The following is a 16,862-nucleotide window of genomic DNA, read 5'->3' on the forward strand; positions in this document are numbered from 1 at the left end:
ACCGCCACAATTCTCGGCGTGGACCTTCAGCTTTTCCTCCTGATCATTGTCGTCGTCACGGCGCTCGCCTTCGACTTCACCAACGGCTTTCATGACACCGGAAACGCCATGGCGACGTCGATTGCCAGCGGCGCCCTTGGCCCTAAGACTGCGGTGACGCTTTCGGCGTCGCTGAACCTCGTCGGCGCCTTCCTGTCCACCGCGGTCGCCGCGACAATCGCCAAGGGCTTGGTCGACGCCGGCCTGGTCACTTTGGAGATCGTGTTCGCCGGCCTGGTCGGCGGCATCGTCTGGAACCTGCTGACCTGGCTCCTGGGCATCCCGTCCAGCTCCTCGCATGCGTTGATCGGCGGCATCGTCGGCGCCATGCTCGCCGCGGTCGGTGGCCACGGCGTGATCTGGAAGGGCCTGGTCTCCACGGTCCTCATCCCCGCCGCACTGGCGCCCTTCATCGCCGGCCTGGTCGCCACCGTCGGCACCTGGCTGGTGTACCGATTCGTCCGCGGCGTTCCCGAAGCCCGCACCGACAAGGGTTTCCGCTACGGACAGATCGGCTCCGCCTCGCTGGTCTCACTGGCCCACGGCACGAACGACGCGCAAAAGACGATGGGCGTGATCTTCCTGGCGCTGATCTCCTACGGCGCCGCCAGCAAGACCGACACACTGCCCCCGTTCTGGGTGATCCTGTCCTGCGCGGCCGCGATCGCCGCCGGCACCTATCTGGGCGGCTGGCGCGTCATCCGCACCCTGGGCAAGGGCCTGGTCGAGATCAAGTCCCCGCAGGGCATGGCTGCCGAAACCTCTTCGGCCGCAATCATTCTGCTGTCCAGCCACTTCGGCTACTCGCTGTCCACCACCCACGTCGCCACCGGCTCGATCCTGGGCAGCGGCGTCGGCAAGCCCGGCGCCGAGGTCCGCTGGGGCGTGGCAGGCCGGATGGCGGCCGCCTGGCTGATCACCCTGCCGTCGGCTGCGCTCGTCGGTGCCATCACGTACTGGATCACACACTTCATCGGCGGTTTCGCCGGTGCGACCGTCGGGTTCCTGATGCTGGTCGCCGCCGCCGGTGCCATCTACCTGCAGTCGCGCAAGGCACCGATCAACCACAACAACGTCAATGACGAATGGGAAGGCAGCCTGACGGCCGGCACGAGCGATACAGCCGCCCCGAAGACCGCCAAAACCACCGTTTAACGATCGACGACCTAGACAGACTGAAAGGCCTTACATCGTGAACGGCTGGATCAACCCCACCGCCATCTTCCAGATTATCGTCGTCGGGCTCATCCTCGGCGCCGGACTGCCCTCCCTGTTCTCCCTCGGAGTGCGGCTCAATGCCGAAGGTGTCGGTGTCGTCTCCCATGGCGGCGCCACCAAGAAGAACCCGGCATTGCTCGCGCTGAGCTATGTGTTGTTCGCCCTCGTGCTCGCTGCGGTCATCATCGGTGTGTTGTTCATCGCCCGTGATTTCATCGGCCAGCACACGGGTATGTACATCCTCGGCGCGAAGCACAAGTAAAATCGCGACCCTGCAAGTCTCCAGGCTGACTGGACCGCCCCCGTGGGGAAGTTGAAGGCGTGAACGGATTTATCAGCAAGATCGTTTCGTGGGTTACCGCCGGTTACCCGGAAGGCGTGCCCGGCCCTGACCGGGTGCCGCTGTTTGCACTGCTGTCCCGGCGACTGAGCAACGACGAAATCCAAGTTGTGGTGCAGGAACTCATCGACCGCCACGAGATCGATGATGTGGACATCGGGGTGCTGATCACCCAGATGACCGACGAGCTGCCGACACCAGAGGATGTCGAGCGCGTTCGGGTGACGCTGGCTGCGCACGGTTGGCCGCTGGACGATCCCCGCGACAGCGAGGCAGCCGAATAACGGTCCTGCGCACGCTCGTCGTCCCGCCGGGTCCCTCGGCGCTGTCGATGTTGGCTGCGCTGGAAGGTGTGCTGGATGGGCGTGAGGCCGCGGTCCTTCCGGTGCCTGGCCACGATCCGCGCCAATCCGAGCTACTGACAACGGCTTTGCGGGTCGGCGAGCCCATCGACGACGATGTGGCGGTTGTCGTGTCGACGTCGGGGACCACAGGTACCCCTAAGGGCGCAATGCTGACCGCCCCGGCCCTGATCGCGAGCGCATCGGCCACCCATGACCGCCTCGGCGGACCTGGCTCGTGGCTGTTGGCGCTGCCGCCCTACCACATTGCCGGTGTGCAGGTCCTGATCCGCAGCGTGCTGGCCGGGACGGTTCCCGTCGAACTGGACGTCTCGGCCGGCTTCAACATCGCCGCACTGCCCGCTGCGGTGCAGGCCATGGGCTCAGGGCGTCGCTACGCCTCGCTGGTGGCCGCCCAACTTGCCAAGGCGCTGTTCGATCCCGCTGCGACGGCGGCGCTGGCCGAGCTGGACGCGGTACTCATCGGGGGCGGGCCCGCTCCCCTACCGGTCTTGGAAGGTGCTGCCGCCGCCGGTATTTCGGTGGTCCGCACCTACGGCATGAGCGAGACTGCCGGCGGATGCGTGTACGACGGGTTACCGCTTGACGGTGTGACGGTACGGATCGACCCCGACGGGCGAATTGTGCTCGGTGGCGCCCCACTGGCGAAGGGGTACCGCAATCCGCCCGACCAGGACCCGTTCGCCGAGGCGGGCTGGTTTCACACCGACGATGCTGGTGTGCTTGATGATTCGGGGGTGTTACAGGTGTTGGGCCGACTCGACGAGGCGATCAGCACCGGCGGGCTGACCGTGTTGCCGCAGCCCGTGGAGGCGGTACTGGCCACCCATCCCGCCGTGGCCGACTGCGCGATTTTCGGCCTGCCCGACGACCGGTTGGGCCAGCGGGTGGTCGCGGCGATAGCCGTCGCCCCCGGCGCGGTGGCCCCCACCCTGGCCGAACTCCGCGAACACGTCGCGGCGTCATTGGATCCGACGGCCGCACCGCGTGAGCTGCACATCGTCGACGAACTCCCCCGCCGCGGGATCGGCAAGCTGGATCGGCGCAGGCTGGTCGAGCACTACGGAGGCTGAATTTTGCGGCCCGCGTGGCGCAGAATGAAGCGATGCGGCATGAAGTCAGCAATGTCGAAGACCTCCGCGCCATCGTCGGCCACCCGGCCAAAATGGTGGCCGAGAAAGTGGTGGACACCCTGGCGCCGATCCATCAGGACTGGCTGCGGCACTCGCCGCTGGGCTTCGTCGCCACCACCGATGCCGATGGCCGACTTGATGTGTCACCCAAGGGCGATCCGTCCGGGCGGTTCGTGCACGTCATCGACGAGACCACCATCGCGATCCCCGAGCGACCGGGCAACAAGCGGGTCGACGGGTTCCTCAACATTTTGCAACGCCCGCACGTCGGCACGCTGTTCGTGATCCCTGGGCGCGGTGACACGCTGCGCGTGAACGGACGCGCGACCGTGTTGTCCGACGCCGACTACTTCGACGAGATGACGGTCAAAGGGAAGCGGCCGATCCTGGCCCTGGAGATCGCGGTCGAGGAAGTGTTTTTCCACTGCCCCAAGGCTTTTCTGCGATCCGACACCTGGCAGCCCGACACCTGGAACCCCACCGCGCTGCCGAGCGTCGCGCAGATGATCCACGCGATCGACCAGGGACTGAGCCTGGCCGAATGGGAACGTGAGCTCAGTGAGGAGAAAATCCGCAGCCAGCTGTACTGACCGGTTCTCAAAGATCGTGGCGGATCGCGACCTCTATAAGGGCAGGTTTGCAGAATTCTCATCACGATGGCGGAAGTGTTTTTCTCACCTCTGTGGCGGATCCGACAACGAGACGGTTGTATAAGACGTCCGGTTGCGCAGGTCGGGGTGACTTTTTCCTGTGCCAGGTCGTGGGTGAATGTTGCTGCTTGGTCGTCGTTGCTCATAGTGACTGTCCCCACCCTGTTCTCACACCGTTAATTGCAGAATGGCCAGATGTCAGTCGCTGTTCAACAGGAGGAAGAACTTCGGTCGGCGAGCAGATCGGACAGATACCGTCGGCCGGCGATTTGCGCGGTCAGTCCGTCCCCGCCGTACTGCTCGATGCAGATCGGCCCGGTGTACCCGTACTCCAGCGCCATTGTGAGGAGCAGGCGATAGTCGAGGTCGCCGTCGGCCAATTGCGTCGGCCACGCCAGGAACGGCCCATCTGGGTATCCTTCGGTCCGTCGATAGTTCTTGACGTGCCAATAGTTCAGGTGCGGCAGGCACACGCTGAACGACTCGAGCCAGCTCTCAGTCAGCCGCCGCGGAACGCGGTACAAGTTGGCCAGGTCGGCATTTATTCCCAGTGCCTGCGAACCGACGTCCTCGACAAGCCTGGCGGCCAATGCACCGCTGCCGAGCAGTGTGTCCTCGTAGAGTTCAAGCGACAGTTGGACATTGACGTCGGCGGCATGTCGGGACAGGTCGCGGAGCCGCGCAATGGCCACTGTCCACACCTCGGGATCCTCGGGGTCGTCGCGCGGACAAGGCACCGACCAGAACGCCCATTCCCTTTGCAGTGGCGTCAGGGGACGGTGAAAGCCGATCGACAACACCGGCGCGTCGGACGCGGCGGCGACGTCGAGTGCGCGATGGGTGTAAGCCAGGTTGGCATCGCCGTCAATCGGGTCGATGACACTGCGCCTAATGGCAGACATTCCGGCAAGCTGCAGTCCAGCTTCTTTCACGCTCTGCCCGAATAAGGCGCCCTGTTCGGCGGACAGGTCACCGAACGGTATCCACGAGTCGACGACGTCGACCCATTCGAATCCGCCACGGGCCAGTGCCGCCAGTCCACGATGCCAGGTATGAGAGTCCGCGACCGCGACCGACGGTAAGGGCAGCGTGCTGCCCGCAATGACGGGACCTGTTGGTGCTTGAGTCATGAGGCTCCTCTCAACTGGTATGACAGGCTAGACCAATATATGGCCGGCGCGCTAGACTTATCCTGACTCCCCGTCCGCGCCCCATACGGACGATCCACGCCGAGGATGGCGCAAAGTCCCAGTTCAGCTGGGCAAGAAGGAGACGAATAACGTGACTTCGACTACCACCACGCCGTCGATCAACGACTATCTGACGCGCACGCCACAGTCACGCGAGCTTTTTGTCCATGCCAATCTGGTAATACCGGGCGGGGTTTCCCGCGCAACGCTGGCCTACCAGCCCTACCCGTTCTATGCGGCTACGGCAGCTGGCGCCGTGATCACAGACGTCGACGGTAACGACTACCTCGACCTGATCAACAACTTCACCAGCCTCCCGCACGGTCATGGCCACGCCGGCACGACCGCAGCCGTCGTCGCCGAGCTGTCGACCTCGTCGGCCATCGGCACGGCTCATCCGCGCGAGGCGCAGTACGCGTCGGAACTGCAGCACCGGGTGCCCGCCATGCAGCGCCTGCACTTCACCACGACCGGATCGGAAGCGGTCGAGTTCGCGGTACGGGTCGCCCGGGCGAACACCGATCGCAGTCGGATCCTGAAATTTGAAGGCGCTTTTCACGGCTCGTACAACGAGCTCTACCAGGACATCGGGCAGCCGCCGCTGCCTTTGGCTTCCAGTGCGCCCGCACGCCCCGAGTCAGCGGGTCTGGAACCCACACACACGGTTACCGCCATCTACAACGACGTGGCGTCGGTCCGGGATGCTTTCGCACGCTGGGGAACTGAGATCGCCGGTGTCGTCATCGAACCCTTCCTCGGTAATTCTGCGCTCATCACGGCCGAGCGGGACTTCCTCGACGCCGTGTTCGAGTCTGCCCGTACGCACGGCGCACTGGTCGTCTTCGACGAGGTGCAGTCGCTGCGGGTGGGCTACCACGGCGCGCAAGGCCGATGGGGTTACGCCCCTGACCTCGTCGCGGTGGGAAAGATCATGGGCGGCGGCTATCCCCTCGCCGCGTTCGGTGGCCGTGCCGACCTGATGGAAGTGCTGTCCGGCGACGGACCGCGCGTGCTGCAGACGGGTACCTTCACTGCGTCGCCGGTGTTCCTCGCCGCGGGCCAAGCGGCGATGCGCGACCTCGGGCAGGCCGACTACGACATTCTCGAAACCCGCACCGAGCGGCTGCGCGTGGCCATCCGGGAGGAGTTCGGGCGTGCTGGTGTTCCCGTGCACGTCAACGGGATCGGTTCGATGTTCAATATCGCCATCACCTCCGAGCCGGTGACGTCGTATCGTGCCCACCGTCGCACGGATACTGCGAAGTTCGCCGACCTACGGCTCGAACTGTTGTTGCGCGGGGTGCTGGTAATGCCGCGAGGCACCGGTTGCCTATCCACCGCCGTCACCGACGATCACATCGACCACTCAATCGCCGCACTGCGCGAGGGCCTTGCGGCAATCAAGCGCTAACAGTCAGCGCGGCTCAAGTGCGATCGCGCGCACCGGCGACCCGTCGAGCCCGACCAGCGGCAGCGGCAGGCACACCAGCCACGTCTCGGCACGGAGGCTACCGAGGTTGACGAGGCACTCGGTGATCACCACCTCCGCGCCCAACAGCACCCGATGCACCTCGTGCAGATCTGTGAAACTCGGCGTCGGAGTGTCTAACCCGAGGAAGACGACACCAAGGTCGACCAGATAGCCGGCCGCGGCGACAGAAACCTCAGGGATGGCGGTCCAGTATTGCGCGGTACCCAAGTGCACGTCCCACCCGGTGCGGATCAGTACCCGACGAGTGCGGCGCAGAGACTCCTCGTAGGGTGCCAAGTGGTGCACTTCGATGACCGCGCCCGCCGAGGCCGGGTGGTCGATCACCAACGCCGGTCCGATGCAGCGACGCAGGTCGAGCGCATCCACTCCTGCGCCACCGACTACGAAGTGGCAGGGCGCGTCGAGATGCGTGCCGAGCTGGCTGAACATCTCGACACTCCACATCTCGATACCGGTGTCGTCGTACACCGAGGAGAACCGCGAGAAGCGCGCAGTTGGTTCTCCCGGAAAGGCGTCCATACCGTCGGCTATCGGCATGGTCAGATCGACAATGCGGCATGGCCCGGTGGGGCCCGACGTAACGAGTTGATCTTGCCCGAATGCATTCGAGGATGGCATCCTTGAACAATACGGGTCTGGTATTACCAGTCAAACCGACGAGAGGGAGCCTTGGTGGCCGAGAATACGGTGACCCAACGGTCGCGGATCGCCGACGATCTGCTGCGCGCGATTCGCGACGGGCAGTATCCGGTCGGCACCAAGCTGCCGTCGGAACGCCAACTCGCCGAACAATATTCGGTCAGCCGCCCAGTGATTCGTGAAGCTCTCGGCATGCTGTCTACCCTCGACGTCATCGAAACGCAGATGGGCCGGGGCGCTTTCGTCACCAACGCCGACGTCGAGATTGAGCCGACGCAGACCTTCGGACTGCTCGACATCGTCGATACCCGCGAGGTTATCGAAGCCGGCGCGTTGCGACTCGCCTCGGCCCGCGCCGACGACGGGGACCGGCGGAAGGTCGGCGCAGCGTTCCAGGCTCTCGAAGAGGCGGTGTTGGGTGGGAAAGAAACCACCGAGCCTGATATTGCCCTGCATCTGTCGATCGTCGAGGCCGCCCGCTCAGGAATGCTGTTGAAACTCTGGTCGGACATGACCGGGGAAATTGCCCAGACGGTTCGCATCAGCCCCCACGGCAAGGCCATGAGCAAGGATATCCTCGAAGACCACCGCCGCCTCGCCGCGGGCATCACCGCGGGCGAACTCGACGAGGCGCTGCACGCATGCTCCGGCTTATACAACGACCACCGACAGTTCCTGCGGTCACTTCTCGGCTGACCCTGCCTCACGCAGGAAAGGCGATAGTCGACATCGTCGCGTTCGCCGACTGCCGGGTGTCAACCCGGGTGTGCTGCACCACTATTGGCTGATCGCTGGTCACCACGATGCAATAGTCGACTCCCAGTTCGATAACTTCGGGATCGTCCAGGTCGTTGATCCGTTGGTGCAGCGCCCGTTTGGGGGCGATGGTCAGATGGAACGGGCCCGCAGGCTCGCGGTCGGTGAAGTAGAACGTCAGCTGTAGACAGGCCGGAGTGGGGTTGGCATTCAGCATGCAGAGGCTCTCGTGGCTGGTCATCGCCGGTGCCGGGCCGGTGCTCGTCGGCGGGATGAAGCCATCGCCAACGACCCAGCGGTACGCACCCACAGGGGTCCGTACCGCCAGATCATTCTCGGCTTTAGCCACGGTCACTTCGCGGGGTCGACGACCGGACCGGTGTGGTCTTCGGCGGTATCGGGCTCCAACTCGGCCATGCTGTCGCCGGCGCGCTTGAGCCAATCCTCATGCTTGAGCAGGCGCATCGCGATCAGGATGCCGACGCCGATGACGGCCCAGACACCGACGGCTACGGGTGCCCAGCCGATGGGCTTGGCCGGCAGCGGAACAAGTGAGAAGTACCCGACTGCCAGTAGCGAGACGGTGCTCACGATCGGCAGGATCACCTGAGTGAGGATGTTGCGGTCCGGTCGGCGCCAGAAAAATCGGATCACCCCGATGTTGCCGAGGCTGTAGACGAACACCATCACCACGGTCAGCGCAAGCCCGAAGAAGAAGAACTCGTTTTCCGGCCCAATGAGGGCGCCGACGCCGAGACCGACGATGACGACCAGAATCGCTTGCAGGACAACGGCGTTGATCGGCGTGCGGTACTTGGGGTGCAGTTTGGCGAAGGTCTTGGGCAACGAGCCTGATCGGGCCATGGCGTACCACATTCGCGTCGAGACATTGTTCGACGCCACTGCGACGGCCAGCACGGAGTTCACCAGTGCAAACAGCACAAGCACCCATCCCCCACCCCAGAACTTCTGGGCCAGGACCAGGGCCGGCGATTCGGTAGAGGAACCGAAACCGGCGGCATCGTTTACTCCCCATCCGACCTGCAGGCCCCAGGTCACGAAAACGAAGAACACGCCCGTGACGACGACCGCGGCGATCAGCGCGCGGGGAATGTTGCGGCGCGGGTTGACTGTTTCCTCGGCCGCCGGGGCGGCGCCTTCCCATCCGGTGATCGCGAAGATCGAGAAGATAATCCCCAGGAGCAGGGCGTTGGCTGACGGAGCATTCGTCGGCACCAGCGGCGCGGCGGAGAAGCCGCCGTCGCCGGGCACGATCATTCCCCAGACCGCAAGTGTGACCATGATCGCGATCTCGGCGCCCGCCAGGATCATCAACACCTTGGCGGACAGTTCGACGCCTCGCCAACCCATGAAGACCAGGAACACCGCACCCAGCAGAATGCCGAGCCACCAGGGAAACCCGAAGCCGAAGTGGGCCTTAAGGGTGTTGTCGAGGATATAGCCGAGCACGGCCAGGTTGAAGGCCGGTGCGACCGGTGTGTAGAACAGCCATAGCCAGGACACCAGGAAACCCAGCCGGGCACTGAGCGTCCGACTGATGTAGGTGTAATAGCCGCCGGCCGAGGGCATCTCGCGGGCCAGCTGACCAAGCGGGATGGCGGCGACCAGCATCAACAGGAACCCGACCAGGAACGCGAACGCCCCGGCCGTACCCGCGATGCTGACGATGAATGGCGTGGTCATCAAGGCACCGATCGCCGGCCCAATGAGGCCAACGCTCTGCACCGTCACCCCGACCACGGACACTGCGCCGGCTTTGAGCCCGCCGGCCTCCCCAGGGGAGACTATGTGCTCTGCGTCCCTTCCGGTGGACGGCGAGGTGAGATCTGAGGTCATCGACCCGTTCCCTTCCAACATCTTCGATAGTGGGTAATACGCGGTGGCCGCGTCAAACGGGACAATAACAATCAAACGGTCAACTGGCTAGACCAGTAATGCCAATTTAACACGACTCTATAGACCTCATCCGGGCGCTGCACGTCTTGAGCAGTGCTTTTAAGACTCCCCTTCTGGTATTACCAGTATTGCCGTAGAGTTGCGTCGAACGCCCCGCCCCACGATCGACACCGGAGGATTTGCTGTGATCGCCATCGACCTATCAGGACGCTCTGCGATCGTCACGGGGGCCGCCGCCGGCATCGGCGAGGCCATCGCCCGCAGCCTGTCAGACGCCGGTGCGCGGGTGATTGGCGTTGACCGCCAACCATTCTCGACGTACGCACCCAACGTCGAAATCGTCGGCGACATCACTGATGCGGCCATTCGCAAGCACGCCCTGAACAAGCTCGCCGAGCAGCCCCTGAATAACGCCATCTTGGTCAACAACGCAGGCATCCAGTACGAGGAGCGGTTGTCAGCCACCTCCGACGAACGCACCCGCGCCCTGTTTGACGTGAACGTCTTCGCGGCGCTGCGGATGACGATCGAGTTCGCCGAGCGCATCGACAAGGGTGTCATCGTGAACACCGCCTCCATCCTCGGCTTCACCGGTGACCCGTTCCTCGGTGTCTACAGCGTCTCCAAGGGCGCGGTAGTCAACCTGACCCGCACCAGTGCGCTCGAATACGCCGGCCGCATCCGCGTCAATGCGATCTGCCCCGGCGCCATTCGGACGCCGCTGACCACGCGAGCCTGGGAGAACGCCGACGACCCCAGGGAAGCCGAACGCCGAATGTCGGCGGTCTACCCGGCCGGCCGGATCGGTGAACCGGCAGAAGTGGGGCCACTCGCGGCGTTCCTCGCCAGCGACCTCGCCTCCTTCATCACCGGCAGCTTCTTCAACGTCGACGGCGGAATTCTCGCCGCAAACCCAGAATGGGCACTCGAACGCATTTGAGACGGCCAGGCCGCCATCCCGACCATCAAGAACTCCAACGATCCGGCGTAGATGACGGCGGCGAACACCGGAGCCCACCACCACGCCAGTCCGGCGTGTACGACCAACAGCCCCAACGCCATCCCCAGCGGGATGAACGCCAAGCCGATCGGCGCCGAGATCTCCAGCACCCTGCGCAACGAATGGTCGGGGGGCTCGGGGATGTCCGCGCGCGCCATGGGTGTCAGTTTCGTACGGGGCCGTCACCGAAACGTCAGCGGGTGCCCGGCCGGTGGGCAATAAGGTGGAAAGGCGTGACGCCCCTCAAAGCCCACCGCCGCGAACTCGTCGCCGTCCTGTTGGCCGTAATTCTGGTGGTGGCGGCGTTCGTGGTCCCGCATCTGCATCTGGGCATCGTCACCCCGCTGATCAACATGACGCCGCAGCAGATTCACGATTTCGCCAATACCGCGCCCATCTTCGGGTGGTGGAACGCCCATGCCGGCTGGGGCACCGGACCGGCAATCCTGATCGGCGTCGCCGCGGTTCTGTGGGGCCCCGTGGTGGCGCAGCGCCTGGGTTGGCGGGCGCTGACCCTGCTCACCTGGGCGACGTCTGGCGCCTGGGCGTTCTCGCTGGCCATGGTCGACGGCTGGCAACTCGGTTTCGCCGGCCGCCTCACTGCGCGGCACGAATATTTGCGCCAGGTGCCGACGATCACCGATATCCCGGCCGCACTGCAGAGCTTCTCCCGTCGCATCATCGACTTCCAGCCGGACTCCTGGATCACCCATGTCTCCGGCCATCCGCCAGGTGCCCTGCTGACGTTCGTCTGGCTGGACCGGATCGGGCTGGGCGGCGGCGCCTGGGCGGGCGCCTTTGTGGTGCTGGTCGGGTCCAGTGCGGCCGCTGCCATCATCGTGACGATCCGCGCCCTGGCCGATGAGGACACCGCCCGCCGGGCTGCCCCGTTCGTCGCGGTGGCGCCGACGGCCATCTGGATCGCGGTATCCGCCGACGGCTATTTCGCCGGGGTGGCCGCCTGGGGCATCGCGCTACTGGCGTTGGCGGTCAGCGCGACGGTGCGGTTCCCGGCTCTCGCGGCCGCCGCGGCGGGTCTGGTGCTGGGCTGGGCCATCTTTTTGAATTACGGCCTTGGGCTGATCGGGTTGCTCGCGGTGGCGGTGCTGGTGTGTGCCAGGAACTGGCGGGCCGCACTGCGGGTAGTGGCGGTGGCGGTGCCCGCCGCGTTGGCGGTGGTGGCGGTGTTCGCACTGGCCGGGTTCTGGTGGGTCGACGGTTACCATGCTGTGCAGCAGCGCTATTGGCAGGGCATCGCGGTCAACCGCCCGTTCCAGTACTGGAGCTGGGCGAACCTGGCGTCGGTGGTCTGCGCCATCGGACTCGGCAGTGTCGCGGGGATCGGACGGGTCTTCGATATCACCGCAATCCGGGCGCGGGCCGGGCTGAACCTGTTGGTGCTGGGCGCGCTCGCGGCCATCGTATGCGCCGATCTGTCCATGCTGAGCAAGGCAGAAACTGAACGGATCTGGCTGCCATTCATGATCTGGCTGACGGCCGCCCCTGCGCTACTCCCGCCGCGCTCACACCGGTGGTGGCTGGCCGTCAACGTGATCGGCGCCCTGGCGCTCAACCATTTCATCCTGACGAACTGGTAGCCAGCGGACGGCGAGCAGATACACCGGCACGCAGACCCAGACCAGCCCAAGCGAAATCCAGAGTCCCAGTGGATAATTACGGTCCAGCACGGTCATATTGTCGGCGTGCGCGCCCGGCCGACTGAACACCGGAATCGCCAGCAGTGCCAGTACGACGCTGCACAGCGCGGCCACCGCGATCGGTGGCCGCCACGTTAGCGGAATCAGCCGCCGCCCGGCAAAACCTGCGGCCGCGCTCAGGGGCGCGAAGACGAAATCGTGCAGGAGAACCCCGGCCGCGGCCCAGATCGCGATCCGGATGATCACCTCGGCCGGGTTATCCCAGAGCAACGTCAACCCGTAGAGGCCGAGAGCGACGCCGATCAGTCCCAGTGCGGCACGAATGACGGTCACGACACCACCTCGATGCGGGTCAGCCATTTGGTCTGCAGCACACCGGGTCTGGTGGGCGCGATCAGTCGGCACGGGTACCCGTGGTCGATATCCAGCGTCTCGCCGTTGACCTTGAGCGCGATGAGGGTTTGAGAATCCCTGGCATGGCGGGCCGGCAGCGTCGTTCGTGAATACGGCCCCGGCGGCTCGAGGGAGATCATCCTGACATCGGCACTATCCGAGCCGCCGACCGCGGCCACCAGGTCGGCCAGCACGATACCGGTCCACTCGGCGTTGACGCTCCAACCTTCGACGCACGCAATCGGCAGCGACCGGGTGCGCTGCGGCAGCGCGGCCAACTGCTCGACGGTGAATGTCTTGGTCACCGGGCCGTTGACCACGGTCAGCCGGTAGTCAGGCGAGCGCGCACTGCGCAGCACACCGGCGGCGAGCGCCGACCTGTTCACCGGCACTCCTTGCGGCCCGTCACCGGAGCGCGGCGCCAGCACCGATACCTTGCGCAGCCACGGAATCGTCTGGCCCGCAGTGACAACCGAGGCCAGGCCGACTGCCAGCCAGGTACCACGCAGCACCGTCCGTCTGCTCGGGCCAGGCCCGGCCGGTTGCTCTTCCAGCGGTTCACCCAGCGCCCGGCGAATGACCGGCAGTTTGACCGCGATGTGCACCACGACGGCACCGATCGCGACGTAGGCCATCGCGTAATGCACCGTGGTGAAGAAGAAGTTGAACTTGTACCACTGCGCGATATTCATCAGCCCGGTGGAAAGCTGGAAGATCATCGCCGCGACGAGCACCAGGATCGAACCGCGCTCCAACTGGCGGGTGATACCGCCAAATATGGGGCGCTCAAAAAGCTTGGGCCACACCGACCACAGCTTGACGACGAGAAGGGGGATCGCCGCGATACCGGAGATGACGTGCAGGCCCTGGGTGACGCGGTACAACCAGACCGGTCGGGTGGGCCAGACGGCCAAAAACCATGGCTGCGGGTGCTGAATGAAATGACTGATCAGCCCGGTGAGGAAGCACACCGATACGGCGATTCCGAGCCAGACTCCGACGCGGGCAGTGACGGCTGTTGAGCGCAGGCTGGAGAAGGTAGGCGTCGTCATGATGGCGCCATCAGCCGAAAGGTGAAGGCAAAGAACAAATCCCACTCCGACATGGTGAATCGGTGGGGCCATTCGCGGGTGGTCACGTCCTACCCTCGTTTCCTTCGGTATAGGCGCCTTCTGCTGGTCGAGGAGCACCGCGTGACATCTCGAAGCCGCTGGTCATCACTAGTCTGTTCCCCAGAAAAAGGACTGTCAAGTCCTCTTCATTACGGGTCTGTGACACCTTCGGCCGCGTGCGCGCGGACGTGATCAATCGCCATGGCAACGGCGATCTCCATGGGAGAGGAGTCGTGGGCGGCCTGCGCCAACAGATAGCCGCCCTGAATGGCCGCGAGCACCGCCACCGCAAGACGCATCGAGTCGAGATCTCTTCTGAGCAAGCCTCGGTCCCGCATCCGGTCGAACGCTTCGGAGAGCAACCTCTCCCACTGCTGAAAATGGTGGGCGAGCCGACTGCGGGAGAACTCGTCGGTATCGGCGAGCTCGACCGACAGCGACCCCAGTTCGCAGCCCCAGGCGCCACGTCGCAGGGCGCTGCGTTGGACGAAAGCGTCGCCCCATTGCCGCAATCCACGAAAGGAGTCGAGATGACGCAGCCGTTCGGTCTGCTTAGCCATCGTCTCCTCGGCACGTAACGCGATCACCGCGTGCACCAGATCGGCCTTGGCCTCGAAGTGCCGGTAGAACTGCGATTTACTCGCCGCGGCCGCTGTCAGTACTTCGTCCAGGCTGGTGGAAGCGACTCCGTTGACATACATGAGTTGGGCCGCAGCCTGCACGATCGCAGACCGGGTGGCCGCCCCGCGCGGGGTGAGCTTGACCGGCGGACGCTCCACACCGTCATCAACCACACCGTCATCAACCACGGACCAACTTTAGCGTTGTGGACCGTTCATGGGAAAAGGACCGGCCGGTACCGTTTAACAACTTCCCAGACCGAAGACGGGCCAACCCGAGGTGGTTTACGCCAGCGCCAGCGACGCGACCACCCGTCCGCCGATGGGGTGCACATCGACCACAGCGAGGCCGACCTCCTTGGCCAGCTCTGCGGCGGCATCGATTCCGACTGTCGCCCAACGGAACCACGGGCCGATGGCCTTCTTGGACTCCAGCCGGACCCAGTCGACGCTCACACCGGTGAGTGCGGCGTCGAATTCGGCCAGACAGCGGCCGCCGTTCCCAAGTAGCTCAGCCGCGCGCCGCAGCACCCGCCACGGGTCACCGCCAAGGCCGACATTGCCGTCGGCCAGTAGCACGGTATTCCACCGCCCCATCCCCGGCAGCGGACCGAACAGATCACGGTGCAGTGCAGGAGCGCCGCTCTCGCGTGCCAGACCGATCGCGGTCGGCGACAGATCGACACCGAGTGCCGGGATCCCCCGCTGCACCAGGCTGACCACCAAACGCCCAGGGCCACAACCTAAGTCGATCGTCGGACCGGCACACATCCCCACCAGCGCCTCATCGAACGCGGTGTCGGCCCAGCGGCCGCCGAGCCAACTGTGCACCGGCAGCCGTTCCACCCGCCCGTCCCTGTGCCGCAGGGAACATCGTTCGCCGGTCAAGGCGCGCTCGTAGAGATTGCCGAACATGGCTACACCCCAGCCAATCTGGTGATCTGCGCAAACCGGCTGCCCGGCATGCATGCGGCCCGCACGATATCGACATCCTCGATGGTGTCGACATCGTGCAGCTCATCTACCAGTGTCACATCAATTCCGTTGTGCTCCAACGCCATATGCGTCAGGGCACCCGTTTCCGCGGTGGACATCGGCACTGCGCGCAGGCACGCCGCCATCGCCGCCGACCGCACCCCCAGTACCCACCACCCGCCGTCGCGGGCCATTCCGAGGACAGCGGGCACGTCGATCAGGGTGTCAGCGCAGGAACCCAGCAGGTCCGGGGTGACCTGTGGGGTGTCCATCCCGATCTGCAACACCGGCCGCTCACCGGCCACGACGGCGGTATCGACATGTGCACATGCCAGGCGCTCGGCAAAGCCGTCACCACGTTGGTCGACGACAGTGAAATCGGCCAGTCGGCAACGAATTTCCTGCGACTTGCTGGCACGGTCCAGGTCGCCGGTCATCGCGACGACGCGTGCGGCAAACGGCGTGGCCGCCACCGCGTCCAGGGTGTCCAGCAGGGCGGCCGCGGCGATATCGGCGGCGGCCTGATCGCCGAGGGTCGCGGCCAGCCGGGTCTTCGCCAGACCGGGGATCGGCGCCTTCGCCACCACCAGCGCGGTCACGGGCATCGTCATCAGCTGATCGCCTTCCAGAAGTCGATTGCCGCGGTGAAGCTGCCGCGTACGGAACCGCTCACTTTGGACTTACCCCCGGTACGTGGCCCGTAGTCGATATCGAGCTCGACCACCCGCCATCCGGCGGCCGCAGCGCGGACCAGCAGTTCCAGCGGATACCCCGAACGGCGGTCGCTAACCCCCAGCGCCAGCAAATCCGCGCGGCGGCTGACCCGCATGGGCGCGATGTCATGGACCGGCAACCGATGCTTGGTGCGCAACCGCCAACACACGGCGGCGTTTCCCAGTCTGGCATGCCAGGGCCAGTTCAGCCCCGCCACCGCGCGGCGCCGACCGGCCACCAGGTCGGCACCGTCGAGGGCGGCCACCAGGCGCGGCAGTTCCCGCGGATCCATCGAACCGTCCCCGTCGATGACCGCCACGATCGGCGTCGTCGCCGCGAGTACCCCGGCGTGTACTGCGGACCCATAACCCGGGACAGGTTCGGCAACCACGTCGGCACCGTGGCGCCGCGCCACCTCGGCCGTCGCATCCGTGCTGTTGTTATCGACCACCAGGGCTCGATATCCCGGCGGCATCGCGTCCAGCACCCCAGGTAGAGCGTCCGCCTCGTTGAGACACGGCAGCACCACCGTCACGGGACACTCGGGCATGGAACCCGACGTTATCAGCGCAAAGAGTCGTCAACGGTGACGAATGCGTGACATTCACGCTGGTAGTGGCGTTTCGAACGGGGCTGCGGCGGCTAGTGTAGGGG

20 protein-coding genes are annotated in these 16,862 nt (G+C 65.2%); 10 read left to right on the plus strand and 10 right to left on the minus strand.

Translation table 11 applies throughout. The annotated features are described in order from the left end of the window. The first annotated feature begins 18 nt into the window (after positions 1–18). Genes ADBZ9O_RS28575 through ADBZ9O_RS28595 form a run of 5 tightly spaced genes read left to right on the plus strand, consistent with a single transcriptional unit; the run spans position 19 to position 3,682 of the window. Positions 19–1,194, plus strand: a complete 1,176-nt coding sequence (locus tag ADBZ9O_RS28575; RefSeq protein WP_526526646.1) for an inorganic phosphate transporter — start codon at positions 19–21, stop codon at positions 1,192–1,194. A gap of 37 nt (positions 1,195–1,231) precedes the next feature. Continuing rightward, positions 1,232–1,519, plus strand: coding sequence for a hypothetical protein (locus ADBZ9O_RS28580; RefSeq protein WP_526526648.1), 288 nt, complete (start codon positions 1,232–1,234; stop codon positions 1,517–1,519). Between the two features lie 59 nt (positions 1,520–1,578). Further along, positions 1,579–1,881 carry a DUF3349 domain-containing protein gene (locus ADBZ9O_RS28585; RefSeq protein ID WP_526526650.1) on the plus strand — a complete coding sequence of 101 codons (303 nt, stop codon included), beginning with the start codon at positions 1,579–1,581 and terminating at the stop codon, positions 1,879–1,881. Between the two features lie 47 nt (positions 1,882–1,928). Next, positions 1,929–3,032, plus strand: a complete 1,104-nt coding sequence (menE, locus tag ADBZ9O_RS28590) for an o-succinylbenzoate--CoA ligase (protein WP_526526652.1) — start codon at positions 1,929–1,931, stop codon at positions 3,030–3,032. A gap of 32 nt (positions 3,033–3,064) precedes the next feature. Further along, positions 3,065–3,682 carry a pyridoxamine 5'-phosphate oxidase family protein gene (locus ADBZ9O_RS28595; RefSeq protein WP_526526654.1) on the plus strand — a complete coding sequence of 206 codons (618 nt, stop codon included), beginning with the start codon at positions 3,065–3,067 and terminating at the stop codon, positions 3,680–3,682. A 269-nt stretch (positions 3,683–3,951) separates the two neighbouring features. Here ADBZ9O_RS28595 and ADBZ9O_RS28600 read toward each other — a convergent pair whose 3' ends face one another. Further along, entirely contained in the window at positions 3,952–4,872 is a 921-nt protein-coding gene (locus ADBZ9O_RS28600; RefSeq protein ID WP_526526656.1) for a sugar phosphate isomerase/epimerase family protein, read from the minus strand. A gap of 151 nt (positions 4,873–5,023) precedes the next feature. On the opposite strand from ADBZ9O_RS28600, the gene ADBZ9O_RS28605 reads away from it, so the two are divergent. Further along, the gene (locus ADBZ9O_RS28605) at positions 5,024–6,343 is read left to right on the plus strand and encodes an aspartate aminotransferase family protein (RefSeq protein WP_526526658.1); all 1,320 of its coding nucleotides are present in this window, start codon (positions 5,024–5,026) and stop codon (positions 6,341–6,343) included. A gap of 3 nt (positions 6,344–6,346) precedes the next feature. On the opposite strand, the gene ADBZ9O_RS28610 is transcribed toward ADBZ9O_RS28605, so the two are convergent. Beyond that, the gene (locus ADBZ9O_RS28610) at positions 6,347–7,042 is read right to left on the minus strand and encodes a cyclase family protein (protein WP_526526660.1); all 696 of its coding nucleotides are present in this window, start codon (positions 7,040–7,042) and stop codon (positions 6,347–6,349) included. Between the two features lie 54 nt (positions 7,043–7,096). Here ADBZ9O_RS28610 and ADBZ9O_RS28615 point away from each other — a divergent pair, with 54 nt between their 5' ends. After that, the gene (locus ADBZ9O_RS28615) at positions 7,097–7,759 is read left to right on the plus strand and encodes a FadR/GntR family transcriptional regulator (protein ID WP_526526662.1); all 663 of its coding nucleotides are present in this window, start codon (positions 7,097–7,099) and stop codon (positions 7,757–7,759) included. Between the two features lie 7 nt (positions 7,760–7,766). Here the strand turns inward: ADBZ9O_RS28615 and ADBZ9O_RS28620 are convergent, their stop codons facing one another. Further along, positions 7,767–8,168 carry a sensory rhodopsin transducer gene (locus ADBZ9O_RS28620; protein WP_526526664.1) on the minus strand — a complete coding sequence of 134 codons (402 nt, stop codon included), beginning with the start codon at positions 8,166–8,168 and terminating at the stop codon, positions 7,767–7,769. Between the two features lie 2 nt (positions 8,169–8,170). Then, positions 8,171–9,676 carry an amino acid permease gene (locus ADBZ9O_RS28625; RefSeq protein ID WP_526526666.1) on the minus strand — a complete coding sequence of 502 codons (1,506 nt, stop codon included), beginning with the start codon at positions 9,674–9,676 and terminating at the stop codon, positions 8,171–8,173. A gap of 244 nt (positions 9,677–9,920) precedes the next feature. Between ADBZ9O_RS28625 and ADBZ9O_RS28630 the strand changes: the two genes are divergently transcribed. The 3 genes from ADBZ9O_RS28630 to ADBZ9O_RS28640 are packed head-to-tail and all read left to right on the plus strand — an operon-like array spanning position 9,921 to position 12,334. Further along, positions 9,921–10,676, plus strand: a complete 756-nt coding sequence (locus ADBZ9O_RS28630) for an SDR family NAD(P)-dependent oxidoreductase (protein ID WP_526526668.1) — start codon at positions 9,921–9,923, stop codon at positions 10,674–10,676. A gap of 51 nt (positions 10,677–10,727) precedes the next feature. After that, entirely contained in the window at positions 10,728–10,958 is a 231-nt protein-coding gene (locus tag ADBZ9O_RS28635) for a hypothetical protein (RefSeq protein ID WP_526533810.1), read from the plus strand. Between the two features lie 11 nt (positions 10,959–10,969). Further along, positions 10,970–12,334, plus strand: coding sequence for a hypothetical protein (locus ADBZ9O_RS28640; protein ID WP_526526670.1), 1,365 nt, complete (start codon positions 10,970–10,972; stop codon positions 12,332–12,334). On the opposite strand, the gene ADBZ9O_RS28645 is transcribed toward ADBZ9O_RS28640, so the two are convergent. The 6 genes from ADBZ9O_RS28645 to ADBZ9O_RS28670 all read right to left on the minus strand — a co-directional run bounded on the left by ADBZ9O_RS28645 (position 12,260) and on the right by ADBZ9O_RS28670 (position 16,758). Further along, a complete protein-coding gene (locus ADBZ9O_RS28645; RefSeq protein WP_526526671.1) occupies positions 12,260–12,727 on the minus strand; it encodes a hypothetical protein in 468 nt (155 codons plus the stop codon). The genes ADBZ9O_RS28640 and ADBZ9O_RS28645 overlap by 75 nt on opposite strands. Next, positions 12,724–13,839, minus strand: coding sequence for a molybdopterin-dependent oxidoreductase (locus tag ADBZ9O_RS28650; RefSeq protein WP_526526672.1), 1,116 nt, complete (start codon positions 13,837–13,839; stop codon positions 12,724–12,726). The genes ADBZ9O_RS28645 and ADBZ9O_RS28650 overlap by 4 nt, the downstream gene beginning before the upstream one ends. A 209-nt stretch (positions 13,840–14,048) precedes the next feature. Then, the gene (locus ADBZ9O_RS28655) at positions 14,049–14,708 is read right to left on the minus strand and encodes a TetR/AcrR family transcriptional regulator (RefSeq protein ID WP_526526674.1); all 660 of its coding nucleotides are present in this window, start codon (positions 14,706–14,708) and stop codon (positions 14,049–14,051) included. Between the two features lie 96 nt (positions 14,709–14,804). After that, positions 14,805–15,434 (minus strand): methyltransferase domain-containing protein, encoded by a 630-nt coding sequence (locus tag ADBZ9O_RS28660; protein WP_526526676.1) that lies wholly within the window; start codon positions 15,432–15,434, stop codon positions 14,805–14,807. A 2-nt stretch (positions 15,435–15,436) separates the two neighbouring features. Continuing rightward, complete coding sequence (locus ADBZ9O_RS28665; RefSeq protein ID WP_526533600.1) at positions 15,437–16,108, minus strand: TIGR04282 family arsenosugar biosynthesis glycosyltransferase; 672 nt, start codon at positions 16,106–16,108, stop codon at positions 15,437–15,439. Further along, positions 16,105–16,758 (minus strand): glycosyltransferase family 2 protein, encoded by a 654-nt coding sequence (locus ADBZ9O_RS28670; RefSeq protein ID WP_526526678.1) that lies wholly within the window; start codon positions 16,756–16,758, stop codon positions 16,105–16,107. Before ADBZ9O_RS28670 ends, ADBZ9O_RS28665 begins: the two co-directional genes overlap by 4 nt. Positions 16,759–16,862 lie beyond the last annotated feature (104 nt).

The organism is Mycobacterium sp. (assembly GCF_965229105.1).
Taxonomy (GTDB): Bacteria; Actinomycetota; Actinomycetes; order Mycobacteriales; family Mycobacteriaceae; genus Mycobacterium.

What these genes read in the sequence shown, in the direction of transcription:
- ADBZ9O_RS28650 (WP_526526672.1), bottom strand. Translation starts at nt 13,839, where the DNA reads ATGACGACGCCTACCTTCTCCAGCCTGCGCTCAACAGCCGTCACTGCC.
- ADBZ9O_RS28625 (WP_526526666.1), bottom strand. Translation starts at nt 9,676, where the DNA reads ATGACCTCAGATCTCACCTCGCCGTCCACCGGAAGGGACGCAGAGCAC.
- ADBZ9O_RS28635 (WP_526533810.1), top strand. Translation starts at nt 10,728, where the DNA reads ATGACGGCGGCGAACACCGGAGCCCACCACCACGCCAGTCCGGCGTGT.
- ADBZ9O_RS28600 (WP_526526656.1), bottom strand. Translation starts at nt 4,872, where the DNA reads ATGACTCAAGCACCAACAGGTCCCGTCATTGCGGGCAGCACGCTGCCC.
- menE (WP_526526652.1), top strand. Translation starts at nt 1,929, where the DNA reads ATGTTGGCTGCGCTGGAAGGTGTGCTGGATGGGCGTGAGGCCGCGGTC.
- ADBZ9O_RS28660 (WP_526526676.1), bottom strand. Translation starts at nt 15,434, where the DNA reads ATGTTCGGCAATCTCTACGAGCGCGCCTTGACCGGCGAACGATGTTCC.
- ADBZ9O_RS28595 (WP_526526654.1), top strand. Translation starts at nt 3,065, where the DNA reads ATGCGGCATGAAGTCAGCAATGTCGAAGACCTCCGCGCCATCGTCGGC.
- ADBZ9O_RS28670 (WP_526526678.1), bottom strand. Translation starts at nt 16,758, where the DNA reads ATGCCCGAGTGTCCCGTGACGGTGGTGCTGCCGTGTCTCAACGAGGCG.
- ADBZ9O_RS28610 (WP_526526660.1), bottom strand. Translation starts at nt 7,042, where the DNA reads ATGCCATCCTCGAATGCATTCGGGCAAGATCAACTCGTTACGTCGGGC.